Raw genomic sequence first — 14,291 nt, 5'->3', positions numbered from 1 at the left:
ACTATAACTTTTGATAACCTCAGACATAACCAGACTTTAAGTCATTGATTTATATAGTTATTTATTTTTATAGAAATTATCTTTAACTTTATAACCTAGTTATGCCAAGGTTATAGTTTTCTGAATCTTACAAAGCCTTATACCGTAAGGGTTTTTAGCCGTTTTCCAAAAAAAATTATAAAGGTTATGGTTTTCCCGAGGGGGTACTTTATTTTAGTGACAGTCAGCAAAAGCCATGAATTTATTGTCTTATAGATAATTTTAAATAGCTCGCTCACTTACATTGCTGTAGGCGCGGATTGCAGATTGGCCACTACACCATGGCGCAGTGCCCGTAGGTATCCGGCGATTTCAAAGCGACCTGACTGCACGTATGACCTGCGCGCCTAATTGGCGGGTGTTCAAGTCGTTTCCCCGTCCGTTCTGCTGCCCCAAGTTCAACTTCAGCGCCAAATCTCTCAACACTGGTTTAACGGGCTGGACCGGCACGCCGTGCCACTCTATCTCTATGGTTCCATTTTCGCGCTGCCGAATGACATGCTCGCCATACGATACCTCGTCAACCACCTCCGTCGTCGGTAAGTAGTTAACCGTCGCCCCCTCAGGCATGAGGCTAATGATGTTGCCGATCGCCGCTAGCGTCCGCAGTCCCCATTGCGTACTGAACGCATAGGTTTTTCCGTCGACATGGAAGAGATCTTGACCTGCTGTGAAATAGCGGGTCAACGACTTTCCTCCACACGCGACTTGAAACTCTTGCTCGTCCAATTGCCCGTCCGACGAGACGAACATCGTGCCTTCCTTCCACGGCACCGCTGCGACAATCTGGCTGGGCGAAACGCCACGCCGCAGCGCCTCTGCCACAATCTCGTAGATCAGGCGGCGCTTGGGTAGGTTCGTTAGGGCTAGATCTCCGATGGACAGGTCGTAACGCGTCCGGTCACGCTCTGTGGCGCGTTCTGCGGCCTGTTCCATCGACTTCTCGCGAACTGCAACCTGATACTGCTCTGCCTCGGGGAGCGGGATGACTTGTTGAATATCGACCAAAATGCGTTGGTCAACAAGGTGCGGCCGCATCTGTACACACCGGAGATCCAAGCCTTGTTTGTTGAGCCACAAAACAGCAGTGGTTAGCTCTTGCGGGAAATCGGATGCTGCCAACACGATCCGTACCGTCTCCGACAAAGCCACTGGCCCTTCCTCCCGCTCCAGGAACTCCCGGACCACCTGCTCCGGGTTCTCCATCGACCCAATGGATTTCAGATATTTACGATGTGCCTCCACAGCTTGCTCGAACCGCATCGTGGAAACCATCGCGGCATACCGCAAGGCCTGCAACTCCATGTGGGCGCCGTCCTCGCGCTTGAGCTCAACGACTACCAACCGGGCTTCTTCGTCTAGGCAGAGCAGGTCGATTCTCCTGTTGGCGCCGACCCAGTCGCCAAACTCCTCTGCCAGAACCATTGTCTTCACTCCCGGCGTGATGGCGGCGATATGCGTGCGCACTGCCTTTTGGATGTTGGCGCGTTCCTGCAGCCCCAATTCCGTGAACGTTCTTTGAGTGATTGGTATAAGGCTCTCCCCCGCAATCTCATAAAGCGCCATATGTTTTCCCCTGATTGTGCGAAAGTTAGAAACAGCATAGCAGTGAAACCTTCGCTGGTCGCAAAAGCCCCCCACCTTCCGCTGCCTAAAGACCTTTACGTATCCGATCTTGGTTATCGTTTTTGTCGGCCGCAACGAGTGAAAAGCCAGCTGTTTTTACAAGCAACGAAGAAGCGTCAAAGCACTTCTCATACTGTTGATTTTGGGCTAATCGAGGAGTGGTTGATACAGGATTGATACGAGCGGCTCGCAGAGCCAGTGATTACGTGGGGAATGTCCCCTTGAACTATGGCGAGACGGGGAAAATCAATGGGGGGAATAAGTCTTTGTTTTCATTGAAAACACTCAATAAATTCAATAACTTAGGATCGTTTTACAGCCTCTCCCTTATCATTCCCGTTAACGCAAAATCAGGCAAGTTAACGTTCTGATTGCTACAGATTTGCTCCCCCCCCCCGAAGACAAAACAGCGGAGATTACGTGGCATCCATGCTAGCAATCGGCAAACGTTGGCGCGCTCAAGTTCGCATTAAAGTCAGAAGCCGAGAGATCGGCGCGCGCTACCGAATTGACGTCGAGTCCGGGAACCCCAGCGTCCTGAAAACGGACCTTGCAACGCTCATTGCCGATTATCAAACCGTCCGCGAAAAATCCGCTCGCCCTGCAGCTCCAATGTCGAACGAGCATTGCATGATGAAGCGGCTAATCCCAAAACCGGGCGACAAGGTCGCCGCCGAACTGACAGCGCAAGATATCGTGAATTACGCCCAGGCGCGCCGGACGGAAGACGGCGTCGGGGGATATTCCCAAGAGGAATACCAGGCTCTTGGTGATTGCTTCCATAGGCCGATCCGAGTTCCGCGGCTGTCGATGGTCACTTCCTCCAGTCCCCCATCACCTGTTGACCGATCTTGGTATGCAGCTGACTTGCTACTGTATGTCATCAATATCGGGAGCCCAACCTGATGCATTCGAGATCGTTAGCGTGTTATTTCCATTTTGGAATACACCCGTTACCTGCACGGTTCCCACACTTGACCATCCGCCGGTGGGAGGAAACGACACGATTGCCGGTGCTGCGCCGTTAAAGCTGACTTGCGCCGAACGCGGCCCCGGATCGCCGTTAGCGTAGCCGATGGTGACGGTATAGCTGCCTGCGGACGATGTTGCAATGCCATTGAAGGTGAGCGTTCCGCCGTTGCCGATATAGCCCACATCCTTGCCGCCCGAGCACGGCTGGCAATTGGCCACGACGGCGCCGCCGCTCAAGGTATTGTTTGCCGCCTCCGCCTCGTACTTCGCATGGAGCTGCTGAGACGCCATGGCAATACCGTCGATGTCGGGAGCCCAGCCTGACGGATTGGAAATCGTCAGTGTGTTATTGCCGCTTTGGAGTACGCCAGTAACTTGTAACGTTCCGACACTTGACCATCCCCCGGTTGACGGGAACGACACGGTTACCGGCGCCGCGCCATTGAAGCTGACTTGTGCCGAACGTGGTCCCGCATCGCCGTTAACGTAGCCGATCGTGATGGTGTAACTTGCCGTGGATGGCGCCGCAACGCCGTTGAAGACGAGCGTTCCGCCGTTGCCGATATAGCCCACATCCCTGCCGCCCGAGCACGGCTGGCAATTCGCCACTACGGCGCCGCCGCTCAAGGTATTGTTTGCAGCTTCGGCTTCATACGTTGCATGGAAAGGCTGGAGCGCTATCGGACCGGCAACGGTCGCGATGCCGCTGATGTCCGGCGCGGCTGTTGCACTATCCACGCTGGACAGCGTAATCGTGTTTTGCCCAGCTTGCAGCAAGGCGTAAGCCGTTACCGTGCCAACGCTGCCGTTGCTGCCGCTTGGCGGGAATGCGAGCGTGCTTGCCAGTCCGCCATTCACACTCAGTTTCGCCTTGAGCGTTTGCGTGCCGCTGTTGACGTAGGCAATCTGGACAAAGCCGCCTGCGTTAGCCGACGTAACGCCGCTGAACACGACTGAGCCAAGGCTGGTCACCTTGCTCCCGCTGGCACAAGAGGCGCACGATGCATAGACCGCACCGCCCGACAGTGAACTCGGCTGATAACTCGTTGCCGACGTGTCCGTGCCGCCGATCCTGAGCATGACTACGCCGCCTGCCGGCACCACGGGGGCGGTGTAGGAGCTGGCATAGCTGCCGAGATCTTTCTGCGCCAATACATCGCGTACGCTGGCCGACGATGGCAGCAAGCCGAGCTGATTCCATGTCACCGTCATGGCAGCATCGGCCGCCGTGTTATTGAACAGAACTACCGCACGCTGCCCAGCGCCGGCCAGCAACCTGGACCAGACTTGCTGCGCGCCGGACTGCGCAACCAGCAGGCCTTGCACTCCCAGCGCATCCTGATCGATCGCAATCACTTCCGGGTTCGTGATCAAGCCGATGGTGGCAGTCGAAACAGGCTTGGCCAGATCGTTGCCTAGGATGAGCGGCGCACCGGAAAGCGCCCATAGGCTGACGTGTGCCTGATCATGTACGGCTGACATTCCCATACCCGCAATCATCATGTCTGGATCATTGTAGTAACCGGTATGCTGTGCCTCGGGATGGTAGTTGCCGGCGAGATTGCCAGTGACAGCGCCAAAATTCGGCACGCCGCTATTGGGACCATAAATATCGCCGGTAGTCCGCCACGATACGGCCAGGCCAGGGGCCCATGCCCACGGTCCCTGCTGATAATCAGGGTAGGCGCTGTTACTGCCGATGGTGCCCCAGTCGCAGATGTTCAGCGCCAGCAAGTGCCCGGTTTGCGCATAGGCGTTCTGGACTGCGGCGGCAACCGCCGTGTAGGCATTCTGCGGATCGTAAGAGGCGCTGCTGCCGCCACAGAAATCAACTTTGACGAAATCGTATCCCCACTGGGCAAACTGTAAGAAGTCATGCGTGTAGTGCGCGTAGTCGCTGCCGACAAAATGTGTCCCGTTTGCCCTAGTGCCGCAACCGACCGGACCGGCATCGATATAAATACCTGCCTTCAGGCCCTTGCTGTGAATGTATTGCGCCATGGCTTGCATGCCGCCTGGCCATTGCGTGGCATCGACAATGAAATTGCCGCTGGCATCCCGCTGGCCGGAAGTCCACCAGCCCTCATCGATATTCACGTATTGATATTTGGGACCGGACGCGATATTGGCGTTCAATGCCGCCAGGCCGTCGGCCTCGGCCTTGATGGTGTTGTAGCTGACGTTTTCTTCCAGGCTATTCCATGACGACCAGCCCATAGGCGGCGATGCAACCGGAATCTGCGGCATGGGAGGGGATGGCGTGTTGCTGGCCAAGGCGGCCACGCTGGCCTTGGCTGCGCTGGCGCCGCCGGTACCACTGTCGCTGCTGCCGCCGCCGCATCCGTACAAGCTCAAGCCAATACTGAAACACAGCGCGGTGATACCCCGCTTGCTATTCAACCAAGTCATGTATGTCTCCTTGAGGAATGATTTGCTGTTTTAGATTGCCGTGCTTTCACAGTATGGGAACTATGGCAATATTCATCCAATGAATTATTGTCCTTAGGCAATATCAAAATTGATATGGTGTCAAGACTGGGGAGTGACTGGTACAGAATTGATGCGAGTTGCTCGCAGAGCCAGCAATTGCGCAGGAAATGCCCCCTTGAACTATGGCGGGACAACGCGCAGCCTGGATCGGCTGCGGTGAAATTGTGTCAGAGCCTGGCCTACTTGGTGTCAATCAAGTGATACAAAGCCGGCAGCGGCGGTTTCCCCGGCCTGGGCCGGTATTGCCGCAAGCCAGTTCCGCACCTGTTCAGCGACCCAATCCCCAGCGTCCAGCGTCAGGTCGTGACCGGCCGCAGCCTGCACCGCCAGCGGCGCCTGCCACAGATGCGCAAGGTTGAGCGAACAGCGCGGATCGATCAGGCGGTCGGCGCCGCCGGCCAGGATCAGCAGCGGCATCGACGGCGCATGTTGCGGCGCGCGGTAACGCATCGCGGCGTACAGCTGGCGCCAGGCATTGCTGTAGCTGACCGGGTGGTCGCGCTGATAGCCGATCCAGGCTGTCAGCACGTCCGCTTGCGTAGCGCAGCGATTGCTGGTCAGCTGCAGCAGCAGGCTTTCCTGTCTGGCGAAATTGCGCTGACGCAGTCCCGGCATGGCGAGGGTCAGCAGTGTCGGATAGTTGCGCGGCCTGAGGCGCTGGTAGAACGGACTGACCGGCCGCAGGCTGGTATTGAGCAGCACGCAGCCCGCCACTTCCTGTGGATAGCGCGCGGCCCAGTCGATGGCGACCATGGCGCCGAGCGACAAGGCAAACAAATGATAAGGCGGCAAAATGCCCTGGCTCACAAGCTGGCGGCGGCAGGCTTCGGTCATGTCTTCCACGCGCGCCGGGCTCCGCTCCTTATGCAGGCGGCCGTTGCCCGGCAGATCGAGCAGTGTGATGTCAGCCTCCGGCACTGTTGTCCGAAACAGCTCTGGAAATTCGCCCCAGTGCCGCGCCTCCCGCATCAGCCCGCGCAGGAACACCCACTTACTCATGGCAGGCAGCGCTTTGCGCAGCACTCGCGGAACTGGCCGGCATCCAGTTCTTGTGGGCGCTGGCGGCATGGGTCAGGAATTCAAACCAGATCAGATGGCTGCGCAGCACCCGATGCAGCCGGCTCGGCGATCTGGGATTGAATATCCCCTGCCGGGAAAACAGCTGGCGCGGATTTTCCTTTACCCAGAGCCAGGATCCCATCTCCAGCGTGAGCGGTAAAAATACCTGTTCGCCACCGGGTGGCATCTGCAAGTACAGGTAATCCCACAGGTCGCCGTGGGTCAGATACTGAGAATTTTGAGCCTCGAACAGATAATTGTGTTCCCGATAGGTCTGGTTGAATAAATCGGCAAGGGCGAGAATTTCGGGCAAATGACGAATCGGCGTGCGGCTGTGCGCGTAAGGAAACCAGATGCGGTCTTTGGCGCCGAAGCCGGAATGGCAGTCCAGGGCGATGCTGAACTCGCGGCTCATCAGTTCCTCCCGCACCACGCTGCAAAGCGCCTGGGCTTCTGCTTCCATCGGCGCATCGCTGACGCCGCGATACCATGGCAAGCGTGCGCTGATGCGTTGCCCACCCAGCAGGAAATGCACCTTCTCGCTGGCATCGACCGGGGCATTGCGCATCAGGTCGACGCCGCGCGGATTGCAGCGGGTGCTGTCCCACATGCCGGCGGGATTGACCAGCGGCATGAAAACCAGGCGTACCGAGGCCAGCTGGTGATGCAGCACCGCGTCCCATTTCATACGCGACAGTAAGCTGCGCAAGAAGGCCAGCAATACCCGGGTGCCGATCTTTTCGAGGCCGTGCACGCCGCCGAAGAAGCCGACCGCGGGCGCAGCCGGATCCTTGCTGCCGATGCCGAGGACATAGACCGGGAAGCGATGGCCCTTCAGTTCGATGTCGCACACAATCCTGCTGTCCAGGTAAGGCTGGCCTTCCTGGATGATGCGTTCCAGCTCGATCAATTCGGGTAAATTGAAGTCCATTTTTTGGAGCCTCCGCTGACCGATGAACGATGGATCGGCACAAGGTAAACTTTTGCGCCATGTCGCCGATATTGTCAAGGAAATAGCTGAAAACCGCATACTCGGTGCGGTAGGATAGCGCTTTCGCCCTTGCGCAAGAATCGCGTGCAGATGCAGTGCGTGCAGCTTTTTCAACTCATTTTTCAACTCACTACAGAACCACAGGACATCCATGAGCACTTACGCCTTCCGGCTCCTCAACGTTTTCGCGGAATCCACTTTCGGCGGCAACCAGCTGTGCGTATTTGAAGATGCGCGCGGCATGGACGACGCCACCATGCGGGCGCTGGCGCTGCAGTTCAATCTCTCGGAAACCACCTTCATCCTGCCTTCGGAACGGGCCGATGCAAAGGTGCGCATCTTCACGCCCGACTATGAAATGCGCTTTGCCGGCCATCCGACGCTGGGCACGGCCCAGGTGGTGCGGGAGCTGGCCGGCACTGGCGATGCGCTGACGCTGGAATTCAAGGCCGGCGTGGTGCCGGTGCGCGCGGAAGGTAATGTCTGGACCTTGACCGCACCGCAGCCGGACGGCTTGAAGACCGCGCCGGAGAACATGACAAGCGCCGCTATGGCAGCATTGCTCAGCTTGCATCCGGATGATGTGCTGGATGCGCCTTTATGGGTGGATACCGGCAGCGACCAGCTGCTGGTGGCGTTGCGCAGCGTCGATGCGGTACAGCGCGCCTGTCCCGACAGCGGGCGGCTCGATGCCTGGCCGGTCAGCAGCCTCGAACGCAAGACAGTCTATGTGTTTGCTTTCGATCCTGAGCGTCCTGGCCGGGTCGTATCGCGTTATTTCTTCGCCAAGGCAGGCGGCGGCGTGGTCGAAGATCCCGGCACCGGCTCGGCCTGCGCCAATCTCGGCGGCTGGCTGATCGCCAAGGGCCATGCGCTGCCGCTGCAATATCAGATTGAACAGGGCGCGGCGGTTAAGCGCCCTTGCCTGCTGCGCCTGCAAGTAACGGCCGACGCCGCGATCCAGGTGGGCGGCAATGTCATCGAACTGGGTCGCGGCACCATTACCTTATAAGCGCATTCACGCCTCAGGCGCGCGCCTGCGACCAGCGCCGGTAGCGCCGCGTCAGCCGCCGCGTACGCAACTGGTCGACAATCAGGCTCAGCAACGGTGAATGATTGCCGCTCGTGCTGCGGCTGGCGCCCAGCAAGCGCAAGCGGCGCTTGACCAGGGCCATGCGCGCCAATGCCGCCATGACCTGGTCTTTCCAGTCGACTTGCGGACTTTGCGCAGCCTGGTCGCCGCCTGCCCGCCATTGCGCCGGCAGAGCAGGCGCCAGCGCCAGTGCGGTGGCCATGCCGGCCACGGCTACTCCGCCGGCCAGCACCTGCTCGGCAACTGCCTTGCGCCGGATGCCGCCGGTGGTCATCAGCGGCATCCGAGCGACGCCGGCCAGCTCTTTAGCGAACTCAAGAAAATAGGCTTCGCGCGCCAGGCTGCGGCCATCGGCGGCCTGGCCTTGCATGGCCGGGCTTTCATAGCTGCCGCCAGACAGCTCGACCAGGTCCACGGAGAGTTCGTTCAGCCATAGAATCACTTGCCGCGCATCGTCTTCGGTAAAGCCGCCGCGCTGGAAGTCGGCGGAGTTCAGCTTCACCGCCACGCAAAACCCGTCCGAGACGGTTGCTCTTACCGCGCGCACCACATCGAGCAACAGACGCGCCCGGTTGGCCAGGCTGCCGCCCCAGTCATCCCGGCGCTGGTTGCTGAGCGGCGACAGGAACTGCGATATCAGGTAGCCATGCGCAGCGTGGATCTCGACGCCGTTGAAACCGGCCCGCTCGGCGGCGGCGGCAGTGGCGGCGAAACGGCCGACGACTTCCTCGATCTCGGCGGCGCTCATGGCTTTCGGCTGCACAAACAGCTTGCTGTGCTTGCCCATGTCGAGCGCCACTGCCGAAGGCGCCCAGGCGCGGCCGCCCATGGCCGCCATCACCTGGCGGCCGGGATGGTTGATCTGCATCCACACTTGCGCGCCCTTGTGCTTGGCGGCGTCGGCCCATTGCCTGAAAGGCTCCAGCGGGGTATCGGCTTCCAGCACGATGCCGCCGGGACCGGTCAGCGCCGCGCCATCGATCATGACGTTGCCGGTAATGATCAACCCGGCGCCGCCCTCGGCCCAGGCCTGGTACAGACGCCGTATCGCCGGACCGGGCAGCTGTCCCGCGTCAGCCATGTTTTCTTCCATGGCGGCCTTGGCCAGGCGGTTGGGCAGCACGCTGCCATTCGGTAGTTGCAAGCTTGAAAACAGGGCTGATTGCATGGCGGATCCGTCAAAGAAAGGTGGAAATACTGTATCCTAAGTTTAAAGTCAACTTGAAGGTCAAGCATTATGAAGATCGGGGAACTGGCGGAAAAAACCGGCGTGGCGCCCTCCGCCATCCGCTACTACGAACAAAGCGGCCTGCTGCCCAGGGCGGAACGCGGCGCCAACGGCTATCGCGAATATGCCGATGCAGCGGTGGAACGTCTGCGGCGGATCCAGATGGCACAGGGGCTGGGCTTTTCGCTGGATGCGATACGCAGCGTGTTTGCCAGCCATGAAGACCTGGCCAAAGATGAATTGCTGAGCAAACTGGATGGCCGGCTGCGAGAAATCGAACAGCTCATGGGTACCTTGCGCCAGCAGCAGCAACACTTGCTGGCCCTGCGCGTTGCGCTGCGTGAAAGCTGGGCCGAAGGCGAGTGCCTGAATGCAGACGCCTTGGCGCAAGACAAACTTGCCAAGCCGGCCCGCCCGCATCGCCCTAAAGCCAGCGCCCACGGCTGAGCGGCGGTACAAGGAGCGCGCCAGCCCCGCCTGCGGGAGCGTCAGGGATTTTTGTATTCGTGGTATTTGCGCGGATCGCCGCGCACTTGATCGGCCGGATACTTGGCGCGGTTAAGCACCATTTTTTCCGCCACTGCCGCGTTGAGATCGATATCCAGCTTGTCGGCCAGGCGAATCAGATAAACCAGCACATCGGCCATTTCGTGCCCGACCTGTTGCAGCTTGTCGGGACCGAGCTCTTCGCTGCTGCCGGTTTGCAGCCATTGAAAATGTTCCAGCAACTCGGCCGCCTCGACACACAGCGCGGACGACAGGTTTTTCGGGGTATGGAACTGATCCCAGTCGCGCTCGTCGACGAAAACGCGTATTTCCTCGCGCAGTTTGGCGAATTCGCCCCCGTATTCCCCCTTGCCTGGCTGATCACTCATGCTGAAACTCCCTGTTGAATTTCCCAACATCATATATGCAGCCTGGACAAAAATACGACCCTGCCCTGACTGTTAAAAATAACAGATTAACAATCGATCCCACACAAAACCCTATCGAAACAGGGAAATGTTTGTTACCTTGCGTATAGGAACATATTCTTACAGACATTTTGTGAACTGCCGTGCCGCCGTTATCTGACGGAATTATCATCTGGACCAAGGATGCATATGGACATGAGCGCAAAAATCGCCGAACGGCCTGAAACCATTCGCCGGGTTACCAAAATCTATGCCGCTTTCCTGATCGCCGGTTTCGCCCTGTCGCCGGCCTTTCTGATCGCCTACCTGTATTTTTTCCAGGACCCTGCGCTCAAATTCGAGAACCACCTGTTCCATGAAATCGCGATTGCCAGCGCCACCATTGAAGGCCTGTTCGTTACCTATGTCAGCTGGCGCTGCTATCTGTCGTCGGGAGAACCGCTGCTGCGCTGGCTGACCCTGGGTTTCCTCGGCTTCACCCTGATCTATGTGCTGCACGGCGCGTTCACTGGCATGGCGCACCACAATATCTGGCTGTTCCTGCTGTATGGCCCGGCTTCGCGGCTGGCGATGGCGATCCTGCTGCTGATCGGCCTGCTGTCTTTCAACCAGGAACCCGACACGCCGGCACAACGGGTCAATCCGCGCTCATGGCTGGCCTGGATAGCGGCGTTCCTGGCGATTAACGTGGCGGTGGCGATTGCGGCCAATTCGCCGATCGCAGGCAGCCCGTCGCTGCGGCTGGCGATGGAGGGCGGCGCGTTGATGTTTGCGGCGATCAACCTCTCCGTCATGCTGGTGGGACGGATCCGCTCGCCGATGATGACGATTTTCGGGATTTCCATCGCCTTGTTTGGCTTGTCCTCGCTAGCCTTCATTCTCGGCAAGCCGTGGAACCATATGTGGTGGCTGGCGCACGCGATCTTTGCCGGCGGTTTCTTCATGCTCAGCTACGGCATCGTCAAGGCGTTTCACACCACGCGTTCGTTCGCCAATATCTATAATCAGGAAGAGATGGTGAACCGCCTGGCGATGGCCATGGTGAGAACCGAAAACGCCCTGCAGGAACTGCAGCGCAGCAACCAGATGCTGGAGCACCTGGCATCGACCGATCCGCTCACCGGCGCCGCCAACCGCCGTCACTTCATCGAACGGGTCGATGCCGAGATCGCCCGCGCCAAGCGCGATAATCTGTCATTCGCGTTGCTGGCGCTGGACCTGGATAATTTCAAGGCAATCAACGACCGTTACGGTCATCAGGTGGGGGACCAGGTGCTGCAGGGCTTCGTGCAGAAATGCACGGAACAGATCCGTCCCTACGATAGCGTGGCGCGCATGGGCGGCGAGGAATTCATGGTATTGCTGCCGCAGGCGACGCAGGAACTGGCGGTGACGATAGGGGAGCGGATCCGTTCGGCGACCGAAAACGCCGTATTCGAAAGCATCCTGGTTCCCAAGCTGACGCTGACGGTGAGTATCGGCGTGTCCCAGTTCGGGCTCGACGGCACCACGATCGACACCGTATTCCGGGCCGCGGATGAACGCCTTTACCGCGCCAAGGACCAGGGCCGCAACTGCGTGATTACGGCGTAAGGCCGGCGCCAAGCGCTGCTGGCTTAACCGGCGCCGGTATTCCGGTATCTGCCGATGCCGATGCCGAAGATGCTGGTCTGATGGGTTTTGCTTTTCACCACGCGCAGCTTCTTGCTCGGGTCCAGCAAGGTGAAGCGCTCCCTGATATCGGCTTCGCTGGGCAAGGAATTGGCACGCCAGCGGATGATGTCGATGCCGGCCTTTTTCAGCGCCTTGTACTTTATTTCATCTTCCTTGCTGACGATCTTGGAGCTGTAGTTTTTAGTATCGATTTCGATCACCGCAACCACGTCGCTGGCTTTATCGCACACCACAAAATCGAGATTCTTCGAGGTCATGGAATCCAGGCCGCCGCTATCCTTGGTGCCCAGGCAGCGGCCCAGGCTGACTTGCGCCAGCACCATATGGTCCGGCAAGGCGCCGACCAGCCGCCAGTACAGGACTTGCTCGTGGTTCGACAGAGGTTTTTTCTTGATGTACTCGCGGCGCTTCTGCTGCGCCGCCTGTTTCTCTCTGGTGAGCACGGTAATAACCGCCAAGATGATGAGCGTCAGCACCGTCAGTACGATGATTGCTTTCATTATTCTGTTCCCCTGGTTGAATGCAGCGGCCATTATATTTCCATATAGAAATATAATGAAGACAAAAATGTAAAGCTAGAGGGATAGTACGAGAGGATGCGGGAGGGATGGCAGCGGGAGCAGGAACGGGGGAAGAAGCAGGCGCCGATGGGCAAGTTGCCGTTGCCGCCATGAAGCTGCCGGCGCGCCGCGCTGACAGCTTCGATAAAGCGATAAAACTATGCCGATAATTATGCAGTTAAGCGCTTAAACCGAAAATCGCGTCGTAGCCGTTCTTGACCCGGTCGATTTCCTTGAGCTCATTGCTCAGCTCCAGGTCTTCCAGCTCTTCCACCGCGTTGTTGAACTGCTTGCGGTCGGCGGCGCCGATAACACGGTAAATCTCTTGCTTCGCATTGAGGACAGCAATCAGCATCTGTTCTTGCCGCACCAGCTTCTCTTCTGCGATGGTGATCAGCAGGTTGGTCATGATGTCTTTGTCGAACTCGGGGATGCTCTTATCTCCGACTAGTGCAGTTTTCAATCTTTTCCTCTTATTTCTATCAATGTGTGTTGCGGTAAAGCGTTTGCTGCAAAGCGCCTGCTGCCAGTGCGGGATTCTACAACGCCTGGCATTTCACTGCCGCGCAGGCGCAGGGTCTTCTACTGTGACCCGGTCCCGCGCAGAGGGTTCCCTTACTCCTGGTGATAGCGCGTCACCAGCTCCACTTCGCTCTTGGAGCCGAGGAACACAGGCACGCGCTGGTGCAGCTTCTCCGGCTGGATATCCAGGATCGCTTGCTTGCCGTCGGTAGCGGCGCCGCCGGCCTGTTCGACGATGAAGGCCATCGGATTGGCTTCATACATCAGGCGCAGCTTGCCTGGCTTGTCCGGTTCACGCGCATCGGCCGGATACATGAAGATGCCGCCGCGGTTCAGGATGCGATGGACGTCCGCCACCATCGAGGCGATCCAGCGCATGTTGAAATCCTTCTGGCGCGGACCGGTGCTGCCGGCCAGCATTTCGTTGACGTAGCGCGTCACCGGCGGATGCCAGTGACGGGCATTGGAAGCGTTGATGGCGAATTCCTTGGTCTCGGCCGGGATTTGCATGTCGCGCTGGGTCAGCACCCATGAACCCATTTCGCGGTCCAGGGTGAAGCAATGGACGCCATTGCCGGTGGTCAGCACCAGCATGGTTTGCGGACCGTAGACAGCGTAGCCGGCGGCAACCTGCTTGCGGCCGGATTGCATGAAGTCTTGCTCGGTCGGCGTTGTCATGCCGTCCGGCGCCTTCAGCACCGAGAAAATGGTGCCGATGGAAACATTGACATCGATGTTGCTGGAGCCGTCGAGCGGATCGAACAGCAGCATGTATTCGCCTTGCGGATAACGGTTGGGAATCGGATGGATGGATTCCATTTCTTCCGACGCCATCGCCGCCAGGTGGCCGCCCCACTCATTGGCTTCCAGCAGGATTTCATTGGAAATGATATCCAGCTTTTTCTGCACTTCGCCCTGCACGTTTTCGCTGTCGGCGCTGCCCAGGACCTCGCCCAGCGCGCCCTTGCCCACCGCGTGGCTGATGGTTTTGCAGGCACGGCCCACTACTTCGATCAACAGGCGCAGTTCAGCCGGGATGCTGTTATGCAAACGCTGTTGCTCGATCAGGTGCTGCGTAAGACTGACACGTTTCATATTGCTCTTTCTTCGTTGTAGCTGTCCG

At 58.5% G+C, this 14,291-nt stretch carries 13 protein-coding genes; 4 read left to right on the top strand and 9 right to left on the bottom strand.

Translation table 11 applies throughout. The features are described from left to right. Positions 1 to 351: 351 nt before the first annotated feature. A complete protein-coding gene (locus KHU30_RS18310) occupies positions 352 to 1,605 on the bottom strand; it encodes a PDDEXK family nuclease (protein WP_211444056.1) in 1,254 nt (417 codons plus the stop codon). A 480-nt stretch (positions 1,606 to 2,085) separates the two neighbouring features. Here KHU30_RS18310 and KHU30_RS18305 point away from each other — a divergent pair, with 480 nt between their 5' ends. Continuing rightward, entirely contained in the window at positions 2,086 to 2,571 is a 486-nt protein-coding gene (locus tag KHU30_RS18305; RefSeq protein WP_211444055.1) for a hypothetical protein, read from the top strand. On the opposite strand, the gene KHU30_RS18300 is transcribed toward KHU30_RS18305, so the two are convergent. From KHU30_RS18300 to KHU30_RS18290, 3 genes are all read right to left on the bottom strand, one after another. Beyond that, a complete protein-coding gene (locus KHU30_RS18300) occupies positions 2,536 to 5,046 on the bottom strand; it encodes a carbohydrate-binding protein (RefSeq protein WP_211444054.1) in 2,511 nt (836 codons plus the stop codon). The genes KHU30_RS18305 and KHU30_RS18300 overlap by 36 nt on opposite strands. Positions 5,047 to 5,316: 270 nt before the next feature. Next, complete coding sequence (locus tag KHU30_RS18295) at positions 5,317 to 6,126, bottom strand: alpha/beta fold hydrolase (protein ID WP_211444053.1); 810 nt, start codon at positions 6,124 to 6,126, stop codon at positions 5,317 to 5,319. Next, positions 6,119 to 7,117: a M14 family zinc carboxypeptidase gene (locus tag KHU30_RS18290; protein WP_211444052.1), complete on the bottom strand. Its 999-nt coding sequence runs from the start codon at positions 7,115 to 7,117 to the stop codon at positions 6,119 to 6,121. The genes KHU30_RS18295 and KHU30_RS18290 overlap by 8 nt, the downstream gene beginning before the upstream one ends. Positions 7,118 to 7,328: 211 nt before the next feature. Between KHU30_RS18290 and KHU30_RS18285 the strand changes: the two genes are divergently transcribed. Then, on the top strand, positions 7,329 to 8,189 hold the full coding sequence (locus KHU30_RS18285) for a PhzF family phenazine biosynthesis protein (protein ID WP_211444051.1): 861 nt from the start codon (positions 7,329 to 7,331) through the stop codon (positions 8,187 to 8,189). A gap of 13 nt (positions 8,190 to 8,202) precedes the next feature. Here the strand turns inward: KHU30_RS18285 and KHU30_RS18280 are convergent, their stop codons facing one another. After that, a complete protein-coding gene (locus KHU30_RS18280) occupies positions 8,203 to 9,438 on the bottom strand; it encodes an NADH:flavin oxidoreductase/NADH oxidase family protein (protein ID WP_211444050.1) in 1,236 nt (411 codons plus the stop codon). A 69-nt stretch (positions 9,439 to 9,507) separates the two neighbouring features. On the opposite strand from KHU30_RS18280, the gene KHU30_RS18275 reads away from it, so the two are divergent. Next, positions 9,508 to 9,945 (top strand): MerR family transcriptional regulator, encoded by a 438-nt coding sequence (locus tag KHU30_RS18275; protein ID WP_211444049.1) that lies wholly within the window; start codon positions 9,508 to 9,510, stop codon positions 9,943 to 9,945. Positions 9,946 to 9,986: 41 nt separating this feature from the next. On the opposite strand, the gene KHU30_RS18270 is transcribed toward KHU30_RS18275, so the two are convergent. Continuing rightward, entirely contained in the window at positions 9,987 to 10,373 is a 387-nt protein-coding gene (locus KHU30_RS18270) for a nucleotide pyrophosphohydrolase (RefSeq protein WP_211444048.1), read from the bottom strand. A 228-nt stretch (positions 10,374 to 10,601) separates the two neighbouring features. Here KHU30_RS18270 and KHU30_RS18265 point away from each other — a divergent pair, with 228 nt between their 5' ends. Continuing rightward, complete coding sequence (locus KHU30_RS18265; protein WP_407928103.1) at positions 10,602 to 12,005, top strand: GGDEF domain-containing protein; 1,404 nt, start codon at positions 10,602 to 10,604, stop codon at positions 12,003 to 12,005. A gap of 23 nt (positions 12,006 to 12,028) precedes the next feature. Here KHU30_RS18265 and KHU30_RS18260 read toward each other — a convergent pair whose 3' ends face one another. The 3 genes from KHU30_RS18260 to KHU30_RS18250 all read right to left on the bottom strand — a co-directional run bounded on the left by KHU30_RS18260 (position 12,029) and on the right by KHU30_RS18250 (position 14,263). Continuing rightward, on the bottom strand, positions 12,029 to 12,586 hold the full coding sequence (locus KHU30_RS18260) for a DUF2726 domain-containing protein (protein ID WP_211444046.1): 558 nt from the start codon (positions 12,584 to 12,586) through the stop codon (positions 12,029 to 12,031). Positions 12,587 to 12,824: 238 nt separating this feature from the next. Next, on the bottom strand, positions 12,825 to 13,109 hold the full coding sequence (locus KHU30_RS18255; protein ID WP_098495752.1) for a hypothetical protein: 285 nt from the start codon (positions 13,107 to 13,109) through the stop codon (positions 12,825 to 12,827). Between the two features lie 152 nt (positions 13,110 to 13,261). Then, the gene (locus tag KHU30_RS18250; protein ID WP_211444045.1) at positions 13,262 to 14,263 is read right to left on the bottom strand and encodes a class 1 fructose-bisphosphatase; all 1,002 of its coding nucleotides are present in this window, start codon (positions 14,261 to 14,263) and stop codon (positions 13,262 to 13,264) included. Between the last annotated feature and the right edge of the window lie 28 nt (positions 14,264 to 14,291).

The sequence above is a fragment of the Collimonas humicola genome, assembly GCF_018304945.1.
Taxonomy (GTDB): Bacteria; Pseudomonadota; Gammaproteobacteria; order Burkholderiales; family Burkholderiaceae_D; genus Collimonas; species Collimonas humicola.
Note: the sequence above shows the minus strand (reverse complement) of the source record. Positions and strands in the feature narration are given on the sequence as shown.

Bases quoted from the DNA above. Each gene is read 5' to 3' on its own strand.
- KHU30_RS18270 (WP_211444048.1), bottom strand. From the start codon at position 10,373: ATGAGTGATCAGCCAGGCAAGGGGGAATACGGGGGCGAATTCGCCAAA.
- KHU30_RS18310 (WP_211444056.1), bottom strand. From the start codon at position 1,605: ATGGCGCTTTATGAGATTGCGGGGGAGAGCCTTATACCAATCACTCAA.
- KHU30_RS18265 (WP_407928103.1), top strand. From the start codon at position 10,602: ATGGACATGAGCGCAAAAATCGCCGAACGGCCTGAAACCATTCGCCGG.
- KHU30_RS18285 (WP_211444051.1), top strand. From the start codon at position 7,329: ATGAGCACTTACGCCTTCCGGCTCCTCAACGTTTTCGCGGAATCCACT.
- KHU30_RS18290 (WP_211444052.1), bottom strand. From the start codon at position 7,117: ATGGACTTCAATTTACCCGAATTGATCGAGCTGGAACGCATCATCCAG.
- KHU30_RS18280 (WP_211444050.1), bottom strand. From the start codon at position 9,438: ATGCAATCAGCCCTGTTTTCAAGCTTGCAACTACCGAATGGCAGCGTG.
- KHU30_RS18275 (WP_211444049.1), top strand. From the start codon at position 9,508: ATGAAGATCGGGGAACTGGCGGAAAAAACCGGCGTGGCGCCCTCCGCC.
- KHU30_RS18260 (WP_211444046.1), bottom strand. From the start codon at position 12,586: ATGAAAGCAATCATCGTACTGACGGTGCTGACGCTCATCATCTTGGCG.
- KHU30_RS18295 (WP_211444053.1), bottom strand. From the start codon at position 6,126: ATGAGTAAGTGGGTGTTCCTGCGCGGGCTGATGCGGGAGGCGCGGCAC.
- KHU30_RS18250 (WP_211444045.1), bottom strand. From the start codon at position 14,263: ATGAAACGTGTCAGTCTTACGCAGCACCTGATCGAGCAACAGCGTTTG.
- KHU30_RS18300 (WP_211444054.1), bottom strand. From the start codon at position 5,046: ATGACTTGGTTGAATAGCAAGCGGGGTATCACCGCGCTGTGTTTCAGT.